The 24,913-nt window shown below is 44.4% G+C and carries 15 protein-coding genes and 1 tRNA gene; 9 read left to right on the forward strand and 7 right to left on the reverse strand.

Annotated elements, in window-relative coordinates; translation table 11 throughout:
• Window positions 1–25: 25 nt before the first annotated feature.
• The 5 genes from ONT08_RS03520 to ONT08_RS03540 all read right to left on the reverse strand — a co-directional run bounded on the left by ONT08_RS03520 (window position 26) and on the right by ONT08_RS03540 (window position 10,899).
• Entirely contained in the window at window positions 26–1,699 is a 1,674-nt protein-coding gene (locus ONT08_RS03520; protein WP_264959255.1) for a RagB/SusD family nutrient uptake outer membrane protein, read from the reverse strand.
• 27 nt (window positions 1,700–1,726) lie between these two features.
• Window positions 1,727–4,747, reverse strand: a complete 3,021-nt coding sequence (locus ONT08_RS03525) for a SusC/RagA family TonB-linked outer membrane protein (protein ID WP_264959256.1) — start codon at window positions 4,745–4,747, stop codon at window positions 1,727–1,729.
• A 175-nt stretch (window positions 4,748–4,922) separates the two neighbouring features.
• Complete coding sequence (locus ONT08_RS03530) at window positions 4,923–6,386, reverse strand: AraC family transcriptional regulator (protein WP_264959257.1); 1,464 nt, start codon at window positions 6,384–6,386, stop codon at window positions 4,923–4,925.
• A gap of 186 nt (window positions 6,387–6,572) precedes the next feature.
• The gene (locus ONT08_RS03535) at window positions 6,573–8,471 is read right to left on the reverse strand and encodes a GH32 C-terminal domain-containing protein (RefSeq protein ID WP_437183619.1); all 1,899 of its coding nucleotides are present in this window, start codon (window positions 8,469–8,471) and stop codon (window positions 6,573–6,575) included.
• A gap of 127 nt (window positions 8,472–8,598) precedes the next feature.
• Window positions 8,599–10,899, reverse strand: coding sequence for a TonB-dependent receptor (locus tag ONT08_RS03540; RefSeq protein WP_437183618.1), 2,301 nt, complete (start codon window positions 10,897–10,899; stop codon window positions 8,599–8,601).
• Window positions 10,900–11,546: 647 nt separating this feature from the next.
• Between ONT08_RS03540 and dinB the strand changes: the two genes are divergently transcribed.
• Entirely contained in the window at window positions 11,547–12,668 is a 1,122-nt protein-coding gene (gene dinB, locus ONT08_RS03545; RefSeq protein WP_264959258.1) for a DNA polymerase IV, read from the forward strand.
• A 47-nt stretch (window positions 12,669–12,715) separates the two neighbouring features.
• Here dinB and ONT08_RS03550 read toward each other — a convergent pair whose 3' ends face one another.
• Both ONT08_RS03550 and ONT08_RS03555 read right to left on the reverse strand, forming a co-directional pair.
• Window positions 12,716–15,529 (reverse strand): hybrid sensor histidine kinase/response regulator transcription factor, encoded by a 2,814-nt coding sequence (locus tag ONT08_RS03550; RefSeq protein WP_264959259.1) that lies wholly within the window; start codon window positions 15,527–15,529, stop codon window positions 12,716–12,718.
• 338 nt (window positions 15,530–15,867) lie between these two features.
• Window positions 15,868–15,941 (reverse strand) — tRNA-Met (locus tag ONT08_RS03555).
• A 260-nt stretch (window positions 15,942–16,201) separates the two neighbouring features.
• Here ONT08_RS03555 and ONT08_RS03560 point away from each other — a divergent pair.
• The 8 genes from ONT08_RS03560 to ONT08_RS03595 all read left to right on the forward strand — a co-directional run bounded on the left by ONT08_RS03560 (window position 16,202) and on the right by ONT08_RS03595 (window position 24,912).
• Complete coding sequence (locus ONT08_RS03560) at window positions 16,202–18,100, forward strand: LptF/LptG family permease (protein WP_117586462.1); 1,899 nt, start codon at window positions 16,202–16,204, stop codon at window positions 18,098–18,100.
• A gap of 28 nt (window positions 18,101–18,128) precedes the next feature.
• The gene (locus ONT08_RS03565) at window positions 18,129–19,340 is read left to right on the forward strand and encodes a bifunctional 3,4-dihydroxy-2-butanone-4-phosphate synthase/GTP cyclohydrolase II (RefSeq protein WP_118085915.1); all 1,212 of its coding nucleotides are present in this window, start codon (window positions 18,129–18,131) and stop codon (window positions 19,338–19,340) included.
• Between the two features lie 112 nt (window positions 19,341–19,452).
• Window positions 19,453–20,646 carry a pyridoxal phosphate-dependent aminotransferase gene (locus ONT08_RS03570; RefSeq protein WP_006849146.1) on the forward strand — a complete coding sequence of 398 codons (1,194 nt, stop codon included), beginning with the start codon at window positions 19,453–19,455 and terminating at the stop codon, window positions 20,644–20,646.
• Between the two features lie 256 nt (window positions 20,647–20,902).
• Window positions 20,903–21,739 (forward strand): MotA/TolQ/ExbB proton channel family protein, encoded by an 837-nt coding sequence (locus ONT08_RS03575; RefSeq protein ID WP_006849145.1) that lies wholly within the window; start codon window positions 20,903–20,905, stop codon window positions 21,737–21,739.
• A gap of 30 nt (window positions 21,740–21,769) precedes the next feature.
• The gene (locus tag ONT08_RS03580) at window positions 21,770–22,414 is read left to right on the forward strand and encodes an ExbD/TolR family protein (protein ID WP_117586464.1); all 645 of its coding nucleotides are present in this window, start codon (window positions 21,770–21,772) and stop codon (window positions 22,412–22,414) included.
• A complete protein-coding gene (locus ONT08_RS03585; RefSeq protein ID WP_117586465.1) occupies window positions 22,415–23,062 on the forward strand; it encodes an ExbD/TolR family protein in 648 nt (215 codons plus the stop codon). It abuts the gene before it with no gap.
• Window positions 23,063–23,093: 31 nt separating this feature from the next.
• Complete coding sequence (locus ONT08_RS03590; protein ID WP_117586466.1) at window positions 23,094–23,942, forward strand: energy transducer TonB; 849 nt, start codon at window positions 23,094–23,096, stop codon at window positions 23,940–23,942.
• Between the two features lie 4 nt (window positions 23,943–23,946).
• Window positions 23,947–24,912, forward strand: a complete 966-nt coding sequence (locus tag ONT08_RS03595; protein ID WP_117586467.1) for a PstS family phosphate ABC transporter substrate-binding protein — start codon at window positions 23,947–23,949, stop codon at window positions 24,910–24,912.
• The last annotated feature ends 1 nt before the right edge of the window (window position 24,913 follow it).

A 24,913-nucleotide genomic window follows, 5' to 3' on the forward strand; every position in this document is an offset into this window, starting at 1 on the left:
CTATTCTTTAAAAATTCGTACCCGATTACTTGTAAAGTCCATTTGAATTGTTCACCTCATCATAAGGTGTAGGCAAGAAGATTTCATCCTTTGAGATAGATGCACCCTCGTAATAAGAGTGATATCTCTTTTCAGACTGCATGTACTTATTAACAGTATCAACCACATTGTCCCATCTTACAAGGTCGAACCAGCGGTTACCCTCCAGGGCAAGCTCCAAACGGCGTTCCATGCGGACAGCCTTGCGGGCATAGTCCTGAGTCCATTTGCTATCATCCGGATAAAGTCCTACCTCGTAATTGGCCTTTGTTGGGTCGAGATCCACTGGGCTATAGTCTGCATCTACACTACGCTGTGCCTTCTGGCGAACAGAGTTAATCAGATTGCGAGCCTCAGCCAAATCCTTGTTCTGCTCAATGAGAGCCTCAGCCTTCAAGAGAACGATATCTGCATAACGAATCAGGCAGAAGTTCAAGCCAGAAGCACCCCAAGGGAATCCCTGTACCATATCAGGTGAACTTGGATCAATCATGCACTTCTTATTAGAATACTCACCATAGATTTCGTAAGCACGGCACCAGTTCATATTGTAAGTATGACCACGGAAAGGCATACCCAAACGACCTACAGTGAAGTCGAGACGTGGATCTACATTGCCCTGATAATCATTAGCACCATCTACAGAGGTCTTTACGTAATGCTCAGAACCATCCAGATAAGGAAGACCATTCTCGTCTGTAGCGAATGCATCAACCAAGTTTTGGCTGCCGAGGAAGAAATCATCACCATTACCAAAGAGATTGCCCTCAGACATGGTAGTGTTCAGAAGATTGCTCCAGTTGATGTGCATATTGTTGTTACCAGTAGAGAACTGAATAGCCATCACAGACTCATTCTTATTGTTGAATGCAATCTTAGACATATCGCCATAATTGTTGTAGAGCGAATACTTGTTACTCTTGATAACAACATCACTCCACTTCTCCACCTCAGCATAATTGCCTGTAAAGGCATCCACCTTAGCCAGGATAGCGGCAGCAACATACTTATTGAATCTACCTACCTGGCTCTGAGACTCAGGCAACACGTTGTAAGCTGACTCCAGATCCTGCTTGATAAAGCCGAAAATCTGATCACGAGTATATTCATCAATGCGCTTACCGTTAGGATCCTCATTCTCTGTGAAGTAAGGAATGCGGTCGAAGATGCGCATCAGGTCGAAGTAGAAGTAAGCACGAAGCGTCTTCAACTCGCCAAGCAAAACCTCCTTGTTGTTCACGTTATCAGCCATATCAATCGCATTCATCGCCTTGTGAACACGAGAGATTGCATAGAAATCGTTTCTCCACTTGAAGAGCGCTGTGGCATTATCGCTGGTGATATTTGAAATCTCCAACTGGTGGATATTCTGCTCCATAGAGATTCCACCACCACCCTTGAGTGCATCGTCAGAGCGAACATCAAACACCCAGTTTGTGATAGGACCGGCGAAAGACTCGTTGTTTCCGAAGAAGTGAGCCTCCAAGCCTGCGTATGCCGCAGACATCAATCCCTCAACAGAACTATCATCCAACTGTGCCTCGGTAAAAGCACCCTGTGGCTTGAGGTCTAAGAAGTCGTTACAAGACTGGAATGTGATAGAAGACCCCATAAGAGCAGCAGCCACTGCCATATATTTAATATTAACTGAGAATTTCATATCTATAATATAATTAATGTGTAACACTTAGAATTGCAAATTAACACCTACGGTAAAGGTACGAGAGCGTGGGTAAGGACCATTATCCAAACGTGCGCCATAAGCGCCCATTGGGAGTTCTGGGTCGAGACCTGAATAATCAGTAATGGTGAATACATTCTCCATCTGACCATACACACTGAGAGCAGAAGCACCGATGCACTTGAGCCAATGGCTAGGCAACTCATACTGCAATTTGATGAACTTCATCTTCAAGTAAGAACCATCCTCAACATAATAAGTTGACATGCGAGCCTCATTGTTGTTGTCATCGAGTGACAAGGCTGGGATAGAAGCACTTGTATTGGTTGGTGACCATGCGTTCAACACATCCTTGCTACGGTTTGTACTAGTACCGCCATAACTCATGAGTGTAAGCTGACGCTTGGTTGTATTATAGATATCAAATCCGAATTCACCTGTAAGGAAGGTGCTCAGGGTGAGACGCTTCCAGGTTACGCTCAGGTTGAGACCCAAGCTAAGGTCTGGATTAGGATCACCGATTACACACTGGTCTTTGTCTGTGATAACATTATCGCCATCCAAATCACGATAGATCAAACGGCCTACGCCCTTGCCTTGCTGGGCTGAATGGTTAGCCACCTGCTCCTCGTTCTGGAAGATGCCGTCGCAAACATAACCATAGTAAACACCCATTGGCTGACCTTGCATCAAGCGGACATCACCACCGATGGTATTCACAAAATCGTTAAGCTTCACTACCTCATTCTTATAATGAGAGATATTGAAGTTACCATTCCAAGACCAGTCGCCATACTGAGGACTGTTATAACCGAGTGTCAACTCCCATCCGGTATTCTTCATATCACCCGTGTTCATCCACTTGCCAGCATTCTCACCAGCTACAGAAAGTGTTGGAGGAACGGTCAACATATCCTTGGTCTTCTTCCAGAAGTAATCGAAAGATGCACTCAAGCTGCTATTGAACATATAGAGGTCGAAACCGAGGTTGGTCTGGGTTGTTGTCTCCCACTTCAAATCCTTGTTACCTGTTGCCGACAACTTGATACCACTAACGTAACTGTTGTTTGTTCCCTCCAAATCATAGGCACCATTTCCATTATCAAAGATGTAAGTAGAGTAAGCAGCATAATTGCTAACTACCTGAGAGTTACCATTCTGTCCCCAAGCTACACGCACCTTGGCATCATTAACGATATTGTTCTTTGGATAGAACTTCTCCTGAGAAACGCGCCATGCACCAGAGAAAGCAGGGAACACACCAGAGTTCTTCTTGTTATACAAGCGAGAAGTAGCATCACGACGCAAGGTAGCAGAGAAGAGGTAACGGTCGGCATAATTGTAATCCAACTTACCAAACAAAGAGAACAAAGCCCACTGTGACTTGCCACCACCATTGGTCTGAGTGCCTTCACCCGTACCAATCTGCATATAGTCATCATCCTCGAAAGCATAATGATTTCTCCAGGCACTGATATCCTCGAAGGTATATTTGATAGCCTCAGAACCTACCAACACATTGAAATGGTGATCCTTGCAAATATCGAAGACATAGTTACCAGTATTGGTCCATGTATAAGTATCACCCTGACCATAAGCACGGCTCAAGGCATTGACATCAGCTGCAAGAGTCTTGCGGGTAAGTACCTTGTTGAAATACTGTGAGTGATCGATACCAACATTGGTCTTCAAAGACAAGCCTTTGATAGGAGTCAACTCCAGATAGGCATTGCCGAAAATACGCCAGCTGTCGTTGGAATCATCGCGACCATTATAAAGCTGCTGAACAGGGTTAGCATAATCAGATTTCAACTCTGTCATAGGGTTAGTGAAGCTACCATCGGCATTACGAACGGTAAGTCCTGGGTGCTGGCGCATTGCCAAGAAAGGAATACCACGCTCATTGCCTGTAGAAGCACCATGATCCTGGAACTTAGCTACCATCAGGTTCTCACCTACCTTTACATAATCAGAGATATTGTAATTAGAGTTCAAACGGGCAGAGTAACGACGATAGAAAGTATAGTCAATCAAACCATTCTGATTAATATAGTTGGCAGAGAACATCACACTACCCTTCTTAGAGCTGTTAGATACACTGGCAGATAGATTGTGAGTCCATGCGGAACGATACACCTGATCCTGCCAATCTGTATTTGCCAAGCCTGCGATAGGCTGAGGAGTATCACCACTACCATAATAAGGATGAGAAGGAGCGATGTTTGAATTCTTTGCGGCAGCCCAATAAGCCTGGCCCCATTCTGTAGAATTCAGCATATCGTAAGTCTTTCCCACTGTCTGCAAGCTGGCAGCATAGTTAACATTTACGGTTAGCTTTTCGCCCTTGCCCTGCTTGGTAGTGATAATGATAACACCATTGGCAGCACGAGAACCATAGATTGATGCAGAAGAAGCATCCTTCAGAACCTGGATACTTTCGATGTCGGCAGGGTTGATAGAGTTCATGTTCTCTGATGTAGCAATACCATCAACAATGAGAAGAGGGCTACCACCATTGATAGAACTCATACCACGAACTACGATAGAAGAACCGCCACCACCAGGAGCAGCATCAGTTACAATCTGTACACCAGCAAGCTTACCCTGCATAGAGTTGAGCATGTTAGGATCAGAAGCACTGACAGGTTCCTTCATATTCATAACGGATACAGCACCGGTCAAATCGGCCTTTCGCTGAGTGGTATAACCTGTTACAACTACTTCCTGCAAGTCGTTGGCATCTTCCTGAAGTGTTACCTCCATATTTTCTGAAGCCTTTACTTCTTGCGTCTTATATCCAATATATGATATAACAAGTGTGGAACCAGGAGCACATTCTACATGAAAGTTACCATCAAAATCAGTAACAGTACCAGTCTTTGTGCCTTTCACCATGACAGATGCACCAATGACTGTCTCACCAGCAGCATCTTTCACAATGCCATTTACATTTACCTGTTGTGCACTAGCTACGGTGCAAACAGCACAGAGCGCAGAGCTCATTAGTAATTTTGAAAGATTGTTCATACTATTTCTAACGTTTTAAGTTTCAAAATTGTTTTTAATTTCTGCTGCAAAATTAGGCAAAGAATGGTAACATAAATAAAAAAAATCGTTCCTGCAACAGTAATTATGTTACATGAAACGATTTTCGAATCTTACGCCACGATTTTAAAATACTTATTTTAAAGGAGTTAGAAAACTATTTCTTTTTAGATGCCTGTTCATTTCTAAAATCGGTAGGAAGAACTCCAAACTGCTTCTTGAAACAGGAAGAGAAATAGCCCGGTAATGCAAAGCCTACTTCTGCCGAGACTTCAGCTATAGTCTTATCAGTCTGCTGCAGGAGCGTATAGGCTCTCTGCAGGCGCATCTCTTTCAGGAGCTCGGCAGGCGTTTTCCCCGTCATCGCCTTCACCTTGCGATAGAGCTGCACCTTGCTCAACAGCATCTGGGCTCCCAAATCATCCATCTTCATATCAGCATTGCCCATATTCTCAAGGATCTTCTTCTTGAAACGGTCCATGAAGTAACGATCACTCTCATCCAGATGATTCAGTTCAGCAGCCCAGCCCTCTTTGTTCTCGATGAATCCACGAGCCACGGCTTTCTGTTTCTGCAGCTTCTTTCTATATACCTTATATATATAGTAGATGACAAAGAACAGAATCAGAACTACAATAAAGGCGACCACAAGCATCCATTTCTGGATACGGGAAACCTTTGAATAAGAATCAAGACTGTCAGAAATCTGATCCAGATTCTTCATCTTGGCTTCCAAATCCTGATATTGCAGGGCGATGGCATCACAATTCTCCGGGGTAGCAAGAAATGATTTCATCACATTATTCTTCTTATAGGGTTTACCCTGAAGGATATTCATCGCCAATTCCATAATCTTTTCGCCCTGGGTAGGATAGACATAAGAAGCTGCAAACTGTCCTCTCTTCACTCTATCCACTCCTTCCCATTCTCCAGGCAATCCATCAATGCCTACTATCAGTATCTGCTTATCAATGCCTCGTCTCTCTGCTTCCAGAAAGGCTCCTATGGCATCCAAGTCGCTATGTCCGAACACGCCATCCGCATGTCCGCCCTTATCCAGATATTGCTTCATTAACTCCTGGGCACGCTCCATCTTCCAGTTGCTTTCCAGGGTAACCACCTTGATTCCCGGATAATTCTTCATCACCTCGTGGAAACCACGATGGCGCTCAATGACAGGGGAAGCATCCTTCAAGCCCGTAATCTCAACAACGGTACCTTTTCCATCCAGTTTACTGGCAAGAAAGCGTGCTACTTCCCTACCCGCTTCTACATTATCGCCACCGATGGAAGCTGTATAATGGGGTGTCTTTACCTTTCTGTCGAAGAGGATAACCGGGATATGCGCACGATAAGCTCGCTCGATGGCAGGAGTTACATCATTCACGTTATCAGGGGCCACCACGATTAAATCTACCTTCCTGGCTATCATACTGTCTATCTGACGAGCCTGGCGTTGCCCGTCATTCTCTGCAGTAGTAAACAGCAAATCCACATTCTTATATTGATACTGCGCCAGTCGCATCTCATTATTCACCTTCTCGCGCCAAACTCCACCGCAACATTGCGACACACCAATCACCACATTCTTCTGGGTGCAAGAACCTAGAAGAAGAATCATACAAAATAGTATAGTTAAGTTTTTATAAAGTCTTTCCATCAATAGTTGTATTTATTATGAGCACAAAAATACTAATTCTTTTTTGAAACGCCATCATTTTTTATCAAAAAAAGAGTCGCAACCCAAAATATTTTCAAGTTGCGACTCCTTACTATTAACATAAACTATTCTATCATACAAAAGATTTTACAAGCCGAGCTTATGAACCTTCAGATTCTTGAATTCAGCCTTGCCACCCTGGGTATAAAGCTTCAGATTCTCGTATGGAGCTACAGGGAAGACGAGGTTGGTCATGGCGATGTGGCCGCCATCTACGAAGAGTTCTACAGATGACTTATCTACGAAAATATCAACATGATAGGTCTTCTTGCCATCCTCGCAAAGACTCAATGGAGCCCAGGTTGCCAGGGCGAAATCGTTCTTGTAGTTGATGGAGTTAGTGATGCGGGCAGGCTCCTTGCCTTCTGCTGCACGCTGCTTATCCCAAGCCAACTCGATATCGTGAGGAACTGCCTGCTTGCCGAAATCGGTCAAACCGCTCTCTGTTCTATCCATAACCACCTTGCCCTGCTTCATATCGAAATAAATCAGGGTGCGCTCACGCTTGTTGTTTGAAATCTCAATACCGGCAATGCCGTTGGCATCTGGAGTTACATCGGCCTCGATTTCGAAAGCACCCTCCATATTGGCAGCAACACCAGCAAGCATCTTTTCGCCAGCAACAGAAGCATCTACTACATTCTTGGTGTCCTTACGCAATGCATAAACCTCAGGAGCTACATCTTCTGAAATATAATACTTGCCATTCTTCTCGTAAAGCTTCAACTCTCGAGGCAAACCATTGGCACCACGGTTCTGCTTGAACGGAGTAAGGTTGGCATACTGCCAGTTGCTCATCCAGGTGATACCCAATACTCGGTCGCCTGTGTTTGAGAAGGTAACGGTAGCATAGTGATCCTTACCCCAATCGAGCCACTTTACTTCGTCTGCATCAGGACAAGTGAACTTCTTGCCATCGAAATCACCTACAAAATACTCGGTAGCGCTGCCACCAAACCAGCAGCCAGGGTTGATATTCATGGTCATCACCCACTTCATCTTCTTCTTATCACCATTTACAGGCAACTGGAAGAAGTCTGGGCACTCATACTGACATGGCTGCTGACCCAAGCCCTTACCAAAGGCACTCACGTAAGTCCATTTCTTGAGATTCTTTGACTTGTAGAAGCGGGTCTCTTTATCAGCAGAAACAATCATATACCAGCATTTTCCCTTCTCATACCAGAACACCTTAGGGTCACGGAAGTCCTTCAAGCCATCGAATGGAGTCAACACTGGGTTGCCCTCATACTTGGTAAAGGTACGACCATTGTCGTTGCTGTAGGCGATGCACTGCACCTCACCGTGGTTTACACTGTGGTTGGTATAGATGGCGATGATGGCATTCTTGCCGAAACCTGCCGTATTCTTCTTATCCACAACCGAACTGCCAGAGAAGATATGACCTACAGGGTCGCGAGCGATGGCTGGGTCGAGGTGCTCCCAGTGAACCAGGTCCTTGCTTACGGCATGTCCCCAGTGCATGTTGCCCCACTTACTTCCGTATGGGTTATACTGGAAATAGAGATGATACTCTCCATCCTTATATACCATACCGTTAGGGTCGTTCATCCAACCATAGAGCGGAGTGAAGTGATAAGATGGGCGATAGTAATCGGTATTGGTGGTGTCGAATGTATCGCTGAGCTTGAGCAAGTTGAGTGCCAAAGCATCCTTCTTCAGACCAAGAATCTTGACTGTAGCAGTCTTACCCTTGCCCAAAGCAAAAGGCACATAGTAATCAGAACCATTCTGAGCCAGGCGAACGTCCATCCAGGTATCATCCTTAGAACCTGTATCGAGCAAAACCTGGGCCTCATCCTTCTCTTCCTGGATAGGGAGAAGAAGATACTTGGTAGGATTCTCCACCTTGATGATAGTAGTATCACCCTTGTGTTCGATATTCATCTTCTGTGCAAAGGCAGAAGTTGTAGCTGATGCCATCAATATGAGGCAGGCAGCCTTCATCATATTGTTTGTTCTCATTGTACTATTATTGTTAATTGTTATTGTTTATATCTATAACGTATTATTGTTTGTCTTATTACCGACAGCCCTATACATTATATTATATATAGAAGCTGTCGATGATGTTTATTGATATTTATATCGCTTAGAACTTCAGCGAAGCTGTGAATTCAACAGTGAATGGACGAAGATAGCTACCCGTCATAATCTGATTCTTGATCCCCTTAGCCTCATCCTTGGTAATCAGCTCGGCACCTGCGATACTACCCTTGGCACCAGTCTGATTGAGGAAGTTGACTACGGTGCAGCCGAGAGCCAGACGCTTGGTTGCCTGCCAGTTCAAACCTCCGAAAGTCTCCCAGTGACCGTTGAAGTAATATGCCTCGTTGATGTTGGCGTAGGTCTTGCTGAAGTAACGGAAACTGGTCCAGAGCTTGATGTCTTTGGTAATCATGTAGCTTGGATCCAACTCGATGAGAATCTGAGGAATCTCGGCTACGATATTACCTGTGGCATTGATGTTGCCAACATAGCCATCGCTGAAGGTGATGCTGGTTTCATACTTCTTGTAAGTTGGCTTCTGATAAGTGAAGAGGAAGTGGAAATCGAATCCCTTGAATGGATGAGCCACAGCGTCGGTTGTCCATCCCCATGTCTGGATATCGTAAGTCAAAGGAGCTGCCTTGATCTCACTGCCATGCTGCAAATTCAGAGTTGAGTTGTTGTTGGTCTTTGAGATGTAAGAGAACAACGATGTCAAACTCAACCATGAGTTATTGTAGTAGATACCTGCACGACCGAGTGGCACAGAAATCTTATCCGTATTCGGCAATGTAGCTGGGGCAAAAGCCTCGAACTTAGGATGCTGAACGATGTAAGTGAAATCGCCAGTGAAGCCGAAGTTATCGGTCAACTTATAAGTTGCTGCTACAGAGAAATCGTAGTTCAACCAGTTGTAACTCAAGTCTGCCGGAGCAATCTTAGTTCCATCTGCTGCCGTAGCACCGAGATAATAATCGGCAAAACGACCTACGAAATCACCGTTTGCATTCTTCACTGCTGCGTTTTCACCCTTCAGCTTCTGCCACTCCAGACGAGCACCATAGTAGAGGTTCAACTTATTGGTGACATCCCAATCGTGAGTGAAGTAGAGAGCCAGCTTGTTTTCGCTTCCCTTATAATACTCAGAGGCGTTCTTGTTGAAATCATAGAAATAGCCGGTGCGCTGGTTGGCATCCCAAACTCGCAAGGCATAATTGCCATCTGCAGGAACACTCTGGTCATACATGGTTGTATTTGAGCAATAATCGATATGGTAGAACCACTCATTCACGCCAAGACGGAAGGTGGAAGTACTGAATTTCTTGCTGAGTTCGGTGGTAAAGAGAGCCTCATCAATCTTACCGGCATTGAGACAAGACATACGGGTCTGAACATACTGACCATTATAAGCCTTGGTCTGTCCGTTGATGTCGCGATACATATAATTATATGCGCCCTGATTGGCAGCGCTCTTCAAATCGATGATAGACATTGGAGACTGGTAAACCATCGCACCACGTGAGTGATCGTACTTCAAGGTAGCCTTCCAGTTTAAACCGTTGTCAAAACGATAGTTGTTCATCAGGGTTACCTCGCTTGTCTTGTTCAGACAGGCATCATAGAGAGAAGTCTGCTTCAACTCACCAGTACGCATATCACGATAGGTCATATCATTATCTACAGGAAGATAAGAAGTAGTTCCGAGCTTGAAATCTCCATACTCCTTCACGCTTCCATCGCCTACATAAATAAATGGAGCACTCTGGGTAGCATAGCTATACACGTTATGGCTATTGGCATACTTATACATGGCAGTGAACTCACCACGATTGCCGTTATACTTCTTGGTGAGGAGAGCCTTGTAAATCTGAGTACGGTCCTGATAAGGAGTTGACTTGATCTTGAAGGTTCCCGGATCGAAATCCTGATACATATTAAAGCTGTAGTACCAGTCCTTACCCAAATCACCATTCATATTCAGAGAGAATTCCTGCAATCCGAAATGATTGCTCTTATAGTTCAGTGTACCATTGAATCCTTTCTGTCCCTTCTGGGTGAAAGAGTTCACGGCATAACCGATATTACCGGTAGTGATGGCAGTCTCGGCAATCTTGAGCAAACCCTGATGGCTCAAACTTGCATCACCACGCCAGATAGTATTGACAGAATGAGGATTGGTAGCGTAAGTAACAGGCAAACCATTCTCCAAAACGTTGACATCGGCAGAAGGCAAGCCTATCTGAATCTCACGAGGACCATTCGCACTGGCTGCATTGAGCATCACATTACGATTACCCTCTTCCTTAGCACTTGAATTATCATCCTGTGCAAAAGCTGCTGTAACATTTACCAATGAAAGTGCAAGCATCATAGCTGCGCTCTTTCCATTTAAAAAGTTGTTCATACTTTAAATGTTTAATTTGTTAGCGTTAATGTTTTGATTTCTGCTGCAAAAATACATAAAGGTCTGAACAGCGGCTTAAAAAATCATTTCATCGAATAAAAAATTCCGTTCATTGTAACATAATTGCTATTACATGAACGGAATTTCACACTTTTCTGCTACTTTCTACGTCTTAACTAACTCTTTTCTATTTCAGACAAAGGGAGTCATATAGATCACTACAGACAATTAAGAGCGTGTTATGATATACTTGATTTAATGAGTTCAAGTGCTTGAATCAGTGAGGTCAAGTGCTTGAGTCTGTGAGGTCAAGTGTTTGGTTCAGCTTACTCAAGTGGTTCCGTAAGCTATCGGAGACGACTTGTTAAATTAACGGAGACGACTCAATAAGCTATCTGAGACGACTCAACAAGCTATCGATGACGACTCCGGAAGCTATCGGAGACGACTCCGGAAGCAGACGCAGATAGCTTCGTTGACTAACGCAAGTACTTGAGTTGGCTAACGCAAGTACTTGCGATGCTCAACGCAGCCTGTTTCGATGGACCATGTAGGCTAATACCCGGAAACGTTAACGAACAATAAAAAACAGCTTAGATTTTGTGGAAACGCATCTTTTTTGTACTTTTGGAAAAAATAAGGCAGGAATGACTGAGCGAAAGATCATACATATCGACATGGATGCCTTCTTTGCTGCGGTAGAGCAAAGAGACAATCCGGAACTTCGGGGCAAACCGGTAGCGGTTGGCTTCGACGGACCTCGTGGTGTGGTTTCTACAGCCAGCTATGAGGCAAGGAAGTATGGCGTTCACTCGGCGCAATCCATCGCTCAAGCCAAGCAGCGCTGCCCTAATCTCATCATCGTGCCCTGCCGGCATGATTATTACGTTAAAATATCCCATCAGATACATCAGATATTCCAGGAATATACCGACCTCATCGAACCCATCTCCACAGATGAAGCCTTTCTTGATGTAACACAGAATAAGAAAGGGATAGAACTGGCGGTGGATATTGCCAAAGATATCAAAACCCGTATCAAGGAGGCAACCGGGCTCACCGCCTCGGCTGGCATCAGCTACTGCAAGTTTCTCGCCAAAGTGGCTTCTGATTACCGCAAGCCCGACGGCATCTGCACCATTCATCCCGACAAGGCGCTCGATTTCATCGCCCAGCTGCCTGTAGAGGATTTCTGGGGTGTGGGCAAGAAAACCTTGCAAAAGATGCATTTCATGGGTATCTTCAACGGAGCTGACCTGAGGAAAGTATCCGAAGAACATCTGGTAGAAGTGTTCGGAAAAGCCGGACACATCTTCTATGATTTCGCAAGGGGGATAGATGAACGCCCTGTCATCACCTACCGGGAACGGAAATCGGTAGGCTGCGAACAGACTTTCCTGGAAGATATCTATCTAAAAACGGCTGTGATTATCGAACTGTACCATACTGTACTCGAACTGCTGGAGCGCATCGCCAAAAGCGGTTTCGAAGGAAGAACCCTGACGCTGAAGGTGAAGTTTGCCGATTTTACCCAGATAACACGAAGCATCTCGCAAGAAAAGGTTCTGAAAAAGAAGGATGATATTCTGCCTCTTGCCAAACGGCTACTGAAACAGGTAGATTACTCCTCGGCGCATCCCATCCGCCTGCTTGGTCTGTCCGTAAGCAACGCCTCATCAGAAGAAGCCAGGAAGCAAGATAAGGAGAACAGCAGTTTCAAACCCGAATACAAAGAACTGGAACTGGAATTCGAAGATTGGGAGACATAAAAGGAAAGCAGCTGACGACATTTTGCCCCAGCTGCTTTCTCTCATTACTAGTTATTTCCCAAAACATTACCTACATCACCAGGTAACATACCATACTCATCCTTGAAACATTTTGTGAAGTAAGACGGCGCTGAGAAGCCCACTTCATAGGCTACTTCAGAGACACTCATGCTACGGGTTTCGAGCAAACGCCTAGCCTTGGCAAGGCGAGCCTTACGGAGTAAATCTACAACAGAAGAGCCAGTCATCGCCTTCACCTTGCGATAGAGCTGCACACGACTTAAACCAATCTGCTGTCCCATATCCTCAACTCCAAACTCGCTATCAGAAAGATTCTTCTGGATAATGGCTTGAAGCTGCTTGAGGAACTGCTTGTCACGGTCTTCCAAATGAGACTCAGAAATCTCCTTTTCAGCCTCTTGAGCCCCCTGATAAAGATGTTTCAGAAGCTGACGCTGCCGCAGGAGATTCTCGATACGGGCGAGAAGCACCTTGCTGTGGAATGGTTTGGTAATATAGGAATCAGCTCCATGCTCATAACCCTCGGCGCGATGCTCCTCCAGGTTCTTCGCCGTGAGCATAATAACAGGGATATAAGAGGTAGCCGTATTCGTCTTCAACTGTTTAGTAAACTCCAATCCGTCCATAACAGGCATCATCACATCGCAGATCACCAGGTCAGGCACCTCTTTTATGGCAACGGATAATCCCTCTTTACCATCGGCGGCCTCAAGAACAATATACTCATCCTGCAAAAGAGTACGCTCATACTGACGGATATCAGTATTATCATCAATAACCAGAACAGTAGGACGATTGGTATTCTCGCTTACCAACTGCTGAACTTTTCCACGACTTCTGTCTCCATCGTCAATATATTGCAAAACTGATTCATCTACCACATTCTTACTATCTGACGCAGAAGCCTTTACAGAGTTATCCACAATATCCGCATCATTGTGGATAACTTGTGAATCACCCTCCTGCTTACGAGGAATTACAACGATAAAATCAGAACCCTTTCCCGGTTCACTTTCTACCCTAGCCTCACCATGATGCAACTCTACAAAAGATTTCACCAGAGCCAGACCGATACCCGTACCGCTGGCAGCACCCTTGGCCTGGAAGAAGCGTTCAAAGATCTTATCAGCCTCATCCTGCGAAATACCCTTGCCCGTATCTTTCACATCAAGACGGAGATTGGCACCTTCATCTTTCAGCGAAACAAAGATTTCGCCGCCAGCAGGCGTATATTTCAAGGCATTGCTCAACAGATTGAACACAATACGGGAAATCTTCTCCTGATCGGCAATCATTTCATGGCTGCCTTTCAAGTCATCAACATCCAGATGCAGTCTGATCTGCTTGCGCTCGGCAGTAAGTTGGAAGTCGCCCACCCACATCGTCAAGGTCTTCACAATGTCGAAGCGATAGAGTTTCAGTTCCATCTTGCCATTCTGAATCTTACGGAAATCAAGAATGTTACTTACCAACTGTTGGAGAGCAAGGGCGTTACGCTGCACCATTTTCAAGAGTTCGCGGCTCTTGCCCTTGATGCCGGTATCTTCGAGCAGCATCTCTACCGGGTCGGCTATCAGGGTTAAAGGCGTGCGAAGTTCATGACTGATATTGGTAAAGAATACCAGACGGGAATGAGTGAGTTCCAAGACCTCCTCATTCAATCGTTTCAATTCTTCATTCTTTTCACCCAATTCTACATTCAGTCGCTTCAGTTCGCCATTTGTCTTAGCCAATTTTTCGTTCAGTCTCACTTTTATCATATAACCTCTGAAGATCAAAGCAGCTGCTGCGAGGCAAACAAAGAGGAACAGACCCAGGCCTATGAGCATGACTTTCTGTGAGTTATAATCAGACAGATACTGATCTACCTGCTTATGCAAAGTCTTCAGATTTCGCATCTGACGCTCGGCATCTCTAGCCTCCATCAATGTAAGGGCAGCATTTGCCTGGGTTATGATAGAAGTGCTCAGATAATTGTCGCGTTCATAAGGCTGATGCTTCAATATCTTCATGGCAAGCGCTATGACCTCGTCACCCTTGGTAGGATAAAGATAAGAGGCTTCGAAAATACCATCGCGCACAAGTTCCAAACCACCACCTTCGGTAGCCATGCCGTCTACTCCGGTATACTTATAGTTACGCTTTACCCTCATCTGGCGGGCAGCCACATAAGCACCCCAGGCAAGACGGTCATTATGGGCAAAGACATAATCAAAGTCCTGTGTCTGTTTCAATATGCGTTTCATCGCCTGGATTCCACCCTCTTCTTTCCAGTTTCCTCCTTCGGAGGCTACAACCTGTAACCCAGGATAAGGCTTGATAGCATCCATAAAACCACGATGACGCTCCAAAGCAGGCGAAGAGCCCTCCAAACCGCTGATTTCAACGATGCGGCCCATTCCCTGAAGCTGCTGGGCGATAAAAGTTCCCATCGATTTACCTATCGTATAGTTATCGCAGCCGATAAATGCCGTATACTTATCAGAATTAGTCTTCCTGTCATAGAGAATCACAGGAATACCTTTATCGTAAGCACGCTCTACCGACTTGGATATAGCACTCAGCTGATTAGGAGATACGATAAGCAGATCTACGCCCTCATCGACAAACTGGTTAACCTGCTTATTCTGCAACACATTATCATCGTTGGAAGAAGCCAGTTTCACGATAAGCGAATCGTTGAGATACTCGCCCATCTTCAGTTCATCATTCAGTTTATCGCGCCAGATATCTTCCGAACACTGGGATACGCCAATGACAAACTTCCTAGGCTTCTGAGCACAACCGGTCAGCAACACGATGATCGCTACATATATAATAAGGTGTAATTTTCGTTTCATACAGCTTATACAATTTCTTTGTTTATAAAGAAGAGGCATTCAACAAATTCCTAAAAATAAAACTTTACCGCTGCAAATATACAACTTTTTTTTGTATTTTAGCCCCATTGGTCAGTTTTTTACAAATATTTTATTCTGAGAACACCAAGAAAAACATAGGAAAATCTTTCATATTTATCTTTTCCACCCAGTTACCAACAGGAAAAACATCTGATAACCATCGGAATAACATAGTTATCAACACATATGTGGATAACTTATCTATGAGAAGTGAATAAGTGTGGAAAAGTTTAGAGCATAAAAAGACATCAACTAAAAAGTTGATGTCTCTCATCTTGTAGCGGGAGGGGGCCACGATCCCTCGACCTCCGGATTATGAATCCGACGCTCTAACCAGCTGAGCTATCCCGCCATCCAAGCAATTGATTTCTCATTTGCGGGTGCAAAGGTAATACATTTATTTGAATTGAACAAATTTTTCGGCAGAAATTTTCAAAAAAAGTTTCATTTTCTCATTTTTCTCACATTCCAGCCCCACTTTCACCTAATTATATATATAAAAAAAACGAAAAATAAAGGTTTTCTTATTTTTTTATATTACCTTTGCACGCTGAATAACAGACCTGCTATTATTTTAAATAAAGAAAAGGTCTGAAACAACAGAATATTGAAATGCTTAGAATTAAGAAATTAGACATATTTATTGCCAAGCAGTTTGGTCTCCTTTTCATGGGAACTTTCTTCATCTGCCAGTTTGTGCTGATGATGCAGTTCTTATGGAGATATATTGATGAACTCATCGGCAAGGGACTCACGATGGACGTGATGGCTCAATTTTTCTGGTACATGGGTCTGATGCTCGTACCACAGGCCCTGCCTTTGGCTATTCTCCTGTCTTCACTCATGACGTTCGGTAATCTCGGCGAGAGTTCAGAACTTACAGCCATCAAGGCTGCAGGCATTTCACTGATGCAAGCTTTCCGCTCACTCATCGTCATCACCATCATCATCATGTTTGGCTCATTCTATTTCCAGAACAATGTGGGACCTAAGTCGAACATGAAACTGGCACAACTTCTGATTTCCATGAAACAGAAAAGCCCGGAACTGGAAATTCCGGAAGGAATCTTCTATGATGGTATTCCAAACTGCAACCTTTATGTGCAGAAGAAGGATTTGAAAACCGGAAAACTTTACGGCATCATGATTTACCGCATGACCGACAGCTATGAAGATGCCGCCATCATATTGGCAGATTCTGGCATGCTCCAGAGTACAGCAGAAAAGAAGCATCTTGTTCTGAGCCTCTACAGTGGAGAATGGTTTGAGAACATGCAAAGCAGTGCACTTGCCAATACTGCTGCCGTACCATACAGACGAGAGACTTTCGTTTCCAAGAAAATCATTCTCGACTTTGATGGAGACTTCAGTATGACCGACGCAGCTTCGCTTTCAGGAAATGCGAAGGGTAAAAGTCTGGAGAAAATCAACCACGACATCGATTCGCTCAACCAATTATATGATTCAATCGGAAGAATCTACCTGAACGAAGCCAACGTGAGATTCTATGGAGGTGCACAGCGCATCAACAAGAAGGACTCTCTCAAAGAAATCAAGAAGGGCGAAAAACTCATTTTCGACACCTTATATAATAATTTGCCACAGGACAAGAAACTCATGGTGGTAAACCAGGCACAGTCTACCGTACAACAGGAGCTTTCTGACCTTGATTTCAAATCGATGTCAACGAGCGATGCAGACTACATGATAAGACAGCACAAGATTGAGGCTATCAACAAGTTCACTCTAGCCCTTTCGTGTCTCATATTCTTCTTTATCGGAGCGCCATTAGGAGCCATCATCCGAAAAGGAGGACTGGGTTTCCCTGTCGTCATCTCCGTACTTGTGTTCATCGTCTTCTTTATCCTCGACAATACAGGATACAGAATGTCAAGAAGTGGCATGTGGGCCATCTGGTTCGGTAAAGGTCTTGCACCGGCAGTATTGACGCCTTTGGCTATCTTCGTAACCTACAAGGCAACCAATGACTCTTCCGTATTCAATATGGATGTTTACAAAGAGTTCTTCATGAAACTGCTCGGTTTACGACAGAAACGCCATTACTTCGGCAAGGAAGTCATCATCACCGACCCGGACTATCAGGCGGATGCAGAGAAACTGGAAAGAATCAACCAAGACATCACCTTATATAATAAGGAACACAAACTGGTTCATCTTCCAAACGTCATCAATGTATTCTTCAAATACGAGCCTGATCATGAGATAGAAAGAATCAATGCAGAATTGGAAGAGGTAATAGAAGATTTGACCAACACCGCCAACAAGTATATCCTGCACGACATGAACCAATATCCGGTTCTTTCTGTCAAGGCACATACACGCCCATTCGAGCGGAAATGGCTCAACATCATTGCAGCCATCATTTTCCCAGTGGGCACACTGCTATATTTGAGAATGTGGCGATTCCGACTGCGCTTGTTCCGTGACCTCAAGGTCATCAGTCAGACCAATACGGACATCATCCAGCGGATTAGAGAACAGAAAAAGTAAAATGTAACTATATAATAAGGTATCAAACATGTCAGAAATCAAATTAAATAGCATCGAAGATGCAGTAAAAGACTTCAAGGAAGGAAAGTTCGTCATTGTTGTTGATGACGAAGACCGCGAAAACGAAGGCGACCTCATCATTGCCGCAGAGAAGATAGACGCAGAAAAAGTAAACTTCATGCTGAAACACGCAAGAGGTGTACTCTGTGCCCCTATCACCCTGAGCCGGTGCGATGAGCTCGACTTGCCTCATCAGGTTTCAGAGAACACCTCAGTATTGGGTACACCATTCACCATAACAGTAGATAAACTGGAAGGCTGCTCTACCGGTGTTTCTGCACACGACCGTGCCGAAACCATCAAAGCACTTGCCGACCCGAATTCTACCCCACAGACTTTCGGCAGACCGGGCCACATCAATCCGCTCTACGCACAGGATAACGGAGTATTAAGAAGAAGCGGACACACAGAAGCAGCCATCGATCTTTGTAAAATGGCAGGCCTCTATCCAGCAGGCGCACTTATGGAAATCATGAATGAAGACGGCACCATGGCACGTCTGCCAGAACTGATGAAGATGGCACAGGAATGGAACCTCAAGGTTATTTCTATTAAAGACATGATAGAATACCGACTCAAGAAAGAATCACTCATCGAAGTGGGCGAAGAGGTTGACATGCCTACAGAATACGGCCACTTCCGCCTCATTCCGTTCCGCCAGTCTAGCAATGGTCTGGAACACATGGCACTCATCAAGGGAGAATGGAAAGAAGACGAACCTATCCTGGTCCGTGTTCACTCTTCTTGCGCTACTGGCGACATCCTGGGCAGCAAGCGTTGCGACTGCGGCCAGCAGCTCCACAAAGCCATGCAGATGATAGACGAGGCTGGAAAGGGAGTTGTTGTCTACATGCAGCAGGAAGGACGCGGCATCGGTCTGATGAACAAGATTGCAGCCTACAAACTCCAGGAAGAAGGCTATGATACTGTTGACGCCAATACTCATCTCGGTTTCAAGCCAGACGAGCGCGACTATGGTTGCGGTGCACAGATGCTCCGTCATCTCGGTGTACACAAAATGCGTCTGCTCACCAACAATCCGGTAAAGCGCGTAGGTCTCGAAGCATACGATTTGGAAATCGTAGAAAATGTACCTATCGAAGTTGTGCCAAACAAGTACAATGAGCGTTATCTCAAGACCAAGAGAGACCGCATGGGGCATACTTTGCACCTCGGATAATAAAATTATGTTATTATTTCAATACAAAACGTGAAATAATGCTCAATTTTCTTCCGGAAAAGAAATAATTTGCTTACTTTTGCACACGATAAACAAATATAAGAATAAAATTATGGCACAATTATCTGATCGTTTAAACAGATTGGCACCTTCAGCAACGCTGGCGATGTCACAGAAGAGTAGTGAAATGAAAGCTCAAGGTATTGATGTAATCAACATGAGCGTAGGTGAACCAGACTTCAACACTCCTGACAATATTAAACAGGCAGCAAAGAAGGCTATTGACGAGAACTATTCCCGTTATTCACCAGTACCAGGTTATCCTGACTTGCGAAAAGCAATTGTAGCCAAATTAAAGAACGAGAATGGTTTGGAGTACACTACCAATGAAGTAATCGTTGGTACTGGTGGTAAGCAGTGCGTCTGCAACGCAGTATTGGCACTCGTAAATCCAGGCGACGAGGTTATCATTCCTGCACCATATTGGGTAAGTTATCCACAGATGGTGAAGTTGGCTGGAGGTACTCCGGTCATTGTGAATGCCGGTTTCGACCAGGACTTTAAGATGACAGCAGAGCAGTTGGAGAATGCCATCACAGAGAAGACCAAGATGCTCATTCTCTGTTCTCCAAGCAACCCTACCGGTAGCGTATACTCTAAGGAAGAACTGGCTGCACTGGCAGAAGTACTCAAGAAGCATCCTGAAGTATTTGTGTTGGCAGATGAAATCTACGAACACATCAATTATATCGGCAAGCACCACAGCATTGCTCAGGAACCAGGCATGAAGGAGCAGGTTATCATTGCCAATGGTGTATCTAAGGCTTACGCTATGACAGGATGGAGAATCGGTTTCCTGGCTGGTCCGGAATGGATCATCAAGGGCTGCAATAAGCTCCAGGGACAGTATACCAGCGGTACATGTTCTGTCAGCCAGAAGGCTGCAGAAGCAGCCTACACACTCGACCAGAGTGCAGTAGAGGAAATGCGCGTAGCTTTCGAGCGCCGACGCAACCTGATTGTAAAGTTGGCTAAAGAGGTTCCAGGCCTTGAGGTAAACATGCCACAGGGTGCCTTCTATCTCTTCCCTAAGTGCAACAGCTACTTTGGCAAGAGCAATGGTGAGAAGACCATCAACAATTCAACCGACTTTGCCATGTACCTTCTCGAGGAAGCACATGTAGCCACCGTAGGTGGTGACGCATTCGGTGATCCAGACTGTTTCCGCATGAGCTATGCAACAAGCGACGAAAACATCGTTGAAGCCATCAAGCGCATCAAGGAAGCTTTGGGCAAGTTGAAATAAAAAAATGGCTTAAACACCATTTTCAAGGGCAAAAATGTAAGGAAAATGCGAGATATTGGTATAAAATAAGCCAATATCTCGTTAAAACTTCTTAATTAGGCTGATAGTAAACTTTAATTTATTATCTTTGCCAATGCAAAATAGATAACCCAACTGTGTTTATTGACAAACGACACATTCAAGGTCTACGAAGCGAGAAAGAAAAAAAGAAAATATTAATAATTTATTAACTAATAATTTAAAAAAAAGTAAAATTATGGCAACTACAAAACAAGCAGCCCCAGCTAAGAAGTCTGAGGGCTTTCAGGGAGTAAGAGGCGCATTCTGGATCATCGTGGTATGTGCTATCATCGCATTCACATTGTTCTTCACATGGTTCGGAAACGACATGCACTTCCAGGATCCAGGTGTACAGGATCACCCAGCAGACATTTGGGGTACTATCTACAAAGGTGGTGTAATCGTACCAGTTATCCACACATTGTTGCTCACAGTGTTGGCAATGACTATCGAGCGTTGGTTGGCTCTTAAGACCGCTACAGGTACAGGTGCTCTTCCTAAGTTCGTTGCAAACATCAAGGCAGCTTTGAACGCAAATGATTTCGCTAAGGCTGAGCAGCTCTGCAACAAGCAGCGCGGTACAGTAGCTAACGTTGTTATGGCTTCTTTGAACGCTTACAAGTCTATGGAGTCTGGTGCTAACGCATCTTTGAAGAAGGCTCAGAAGGTAGCTAAGATCCAGCAGGCTCACGAGGAGGCAACTCAGTTGGAGATGCCAACTTTGACAATGAACTTGCCTATCATCGCTACAATCGTAACACTTGGTACTTTGACAGGTCTTCTCGGTACTGTAACCGGTATGATCAAGTCATTCCAGGCCATGGGTGAAGGTGGTGGCGCTGACTCAGCAGCACTTTCTGTAGGTATTTCTGAGGCGTTGATCAACACCGCATTCGGTATCTTGACATCATGGTGTGCCGTTGTATCTTACAACACATTCACCAACAAGGTAGATAAGTTGACATACGCACTCGACGAGGTAGGTTACTCAATTGCTCAGACATACGAAGCTAACCACGCAGAAGAGGCTTAATTTTTGCTAACCCTTTAAAATTTTATCGCTATGGGTAAAGTAAAAATTAAGAAGAGTGACATCTGGATCGACATGACGCCTATGTCAGACGTTATGACCCTGCTGCTTACCTTCTTCATGCTCACCTCTACTTTCGTAAAGAATGAGCCAGTTAAGGTAAATACACCAGGTTCTGTGTCTGAGATTAAGGTGCCAGAGAACGGTGTCTTGACCATCTTGGTTAGTCCTGAAAAGGACAAGGCTGGTAATCCTACCGGCGAGGGCCAAGTATTTATGAGTATTGATAATACTGATCAGTTGGGAGCTACACTGAGCACAATGACAGGAGCATTCGGCGTGTCATTGAACCCAAAACAGATTGAGACATTCAAGAGCGAGGGTTTGTTCGGCGTACCTATGGGCGACTTGAGTACTTATCTGACAATGAACGCTTCTAAGCGTCCACAGTATCTCCAGACTAAAGGTATTCCTCTCGACAGTATTAAGGGCGGTATGAGCGAGTTCCAGCAGTGGGTTGACGCAGCTCGTAACGTAAACGAAGACATCAAGATTGCCCTGAAGGCAGATGCTTCTACACCTTACAAGACCGTTAAGAGAGTGATGAACGAACTCCAGGATATGGACGAGAGTCATTACTATATGATTACACAGTTAAAACAACAGGGGGACGAATAAATGGCAAAGAAAGAAAGCAAACAAAAGAAAATGAATGTCCGCGTAGACTTTACGCCTATGGTGGATATGCTCATGCTGCTTATCACGTTCTTCATGCTGTGTACATCTTTGAGCAAACCTCAGACTATGGAGCTGACTATGCCAAGTAATGATGAGAATACTCAAGAAGATCAGAAGAACGAAGCTAAGGCTTCTGAAACTGTGACACTCTACGTAACAGCAGATAACAAGATTTATTATGGTGCTGGTATTCCTAAGTACGATGATCCAACATGGATCAAGGAGACTACATGGGGAAGCCAGGGCGTCCGTAAGGTCTTGAGAGAGCACGCTACAGAAAACGGCACACGCCCTGTAGAAAGAATCGCACTTGCTGTCAAGGAGTTGAACATGGACCGTCAGAAGAATCCTAAGCAGTATCCTGATAGCATCTATCAGAAGAAGTTGAGCGATTTGAAGGCTGGTAACTTGAAGGACGGAAAGATTCCTACTCTTACTATCGTCATCAAGCCTACAGATAATGCTTCATATAAGAATATGGTTGATGCACTCGATGAAATGCAGATTTTGAACATTGGTACGTATGTCATCGATAAGATTAACGGAGACGATGAGAAGCTTCTCAAGTCTAGAAACGTTAAGATGTAAGATGTGTACTAACAATTAAAACAAGAAAGAAATGGCAAAAATTGATCTTTACGATCCTAAATGGGTCGATATGGTTTTCGCCGGAAAGAACAAGGAGTATGGTGCATACCAGCTCCGTAAGGGTACTTCTGGCCGAAATATCAAGGCTCTGCTTATCTTGGTCATTGCTGCAGCTCTCGTGGGTGGTTTTTTAGCTTGGAAGGTTATTGAACAGAAACAGGCTGAAGAGCAGCAAGCATATATGGAAGCTATGGAGTTGGCTAAACTCCAGCAGCAGGCTAAGAAGGAAGAAAAGAAGAAGGAGCCAGTGAAGCCTAAGGTTGAAATGAAAAAGGAGATTCCTGTGGCTCGCGAAACTCAGAAGTTTACCGCACCTGTCATTAAGAAGGATGAACTCGTAAAAGAGGAAAACCAGGTTAAGCAGATGGATAAACTGGATGACAAAGTTGCAGTCGGTACTGAAAACAAGGAAGGTGTGAAGGACCGTACAGTTGAAGCTGTAAGAAATGATATTGCAGTGGCAGCTCCACCTCCACCACCAGCACCAAAACCTGAGGTTGCTACTAAGGTCTTCGACGTCGTAGAGGAGATGCCTTCATTCCCTGGTGGACAAGGCGCCCTGATGTCTTATCTTGCAAGCAACATCAAGTATCCTGTCGTTGCACAGGAGAATGGTGTACAGGGTCGTGTTATCGTATCATTCGTGGTAGAACGTGATGGTTCTATCTCAGATGTTAGGGTAGCTCGTTCCGTAGACCCTTCACTTGACCGTGAAGCACAGCGTGTCGTTAAGAGCATGCCTAGGTGGAAACCAGGCAAGCAAAACGGTTCTGCTGTACGTGTTAAGTATACTGTACCAGTTGTATTTAGATTGCAGTAATAGAATGAAAAGAACATCTTATATTTTTTTAGGTATAGGATTAACAGTACTATCAATGGCTTTCTTCTCGTCATGTGGCGAGAAGAAAGCCAAAGATGGTAGAACTGATACTCCTACTTCAGGCACAATTGAATTTGTGGCTGACGAGAGTTTGAGGCCTATCATTGACGAAGAAAGAAGTCAGTTTGAGTATGAGTTCCCGAAAGCTAAACTCAAGCCGAAGTATACAGATGAAGTCACCGGACTTCAGATGATTAAAGATTTCAAAACAGCGCTCTTGTTCACTACACGTAATTTGAAAGATAGTGAAATCGCCTACTTGAAATCTAAAAGCAATGTAATTCCTTCTGTTTTCCCTATCGGTTACGATGGATTGGCATTTATTGTAAACAAGCAAAACAATGATACTTGTATTACGGTAAAAGATATCAAACGTATCCTTACAGGTAAGGCAACAAAATGGAGTGATATTGTGAAAGGTTCTAAGAGAGGTGACATCGAAGTTATTTTCGATAATACCCGCTCTGCAACAACCAATTATGTAGTAGATTCTGTACTGCACGGAGCTAAAATGGGTGCAAAAATCATGGCCGCAAAAACTAGTAAAGAGGTTATCGATTATGTGGATCAGAACCCAGGCTCAATCGGTGTAATTGGATCTAACTGGCTCAACGACCGCCGTGATTCAACCAACACTACATTTAAGAAGAATATTCATGTCATGCGAGTATCTATCAAAGATGTGGCAACACCATATAACAGCTGGCAACCATATCAGGCATACTTGCTGGATGGAAGATATCCGTTCGTCAGAACATTATATGCTATTGTAGTTGACCCTCACAGGGCATTGCCTTGGAGCTTCGCAAACTACATTTCAGGCCCAAGAGGTCAGCTCATACTGTTCAAAACCGGATTACTTCCATACAGAGGTGACATCACTATAAAGACCGTTAATGTAAAACGCTAAG

It is taken from the genome of Segatella copri, assembly GCF_026015465.1.
Taxonomy (GTDB): domain Bacteria; phylum Bacteroidota; class Bacteroidia; order Bacteroidales; family Bacteroidaceae; genus Prevotella; species Prevotella copri_E.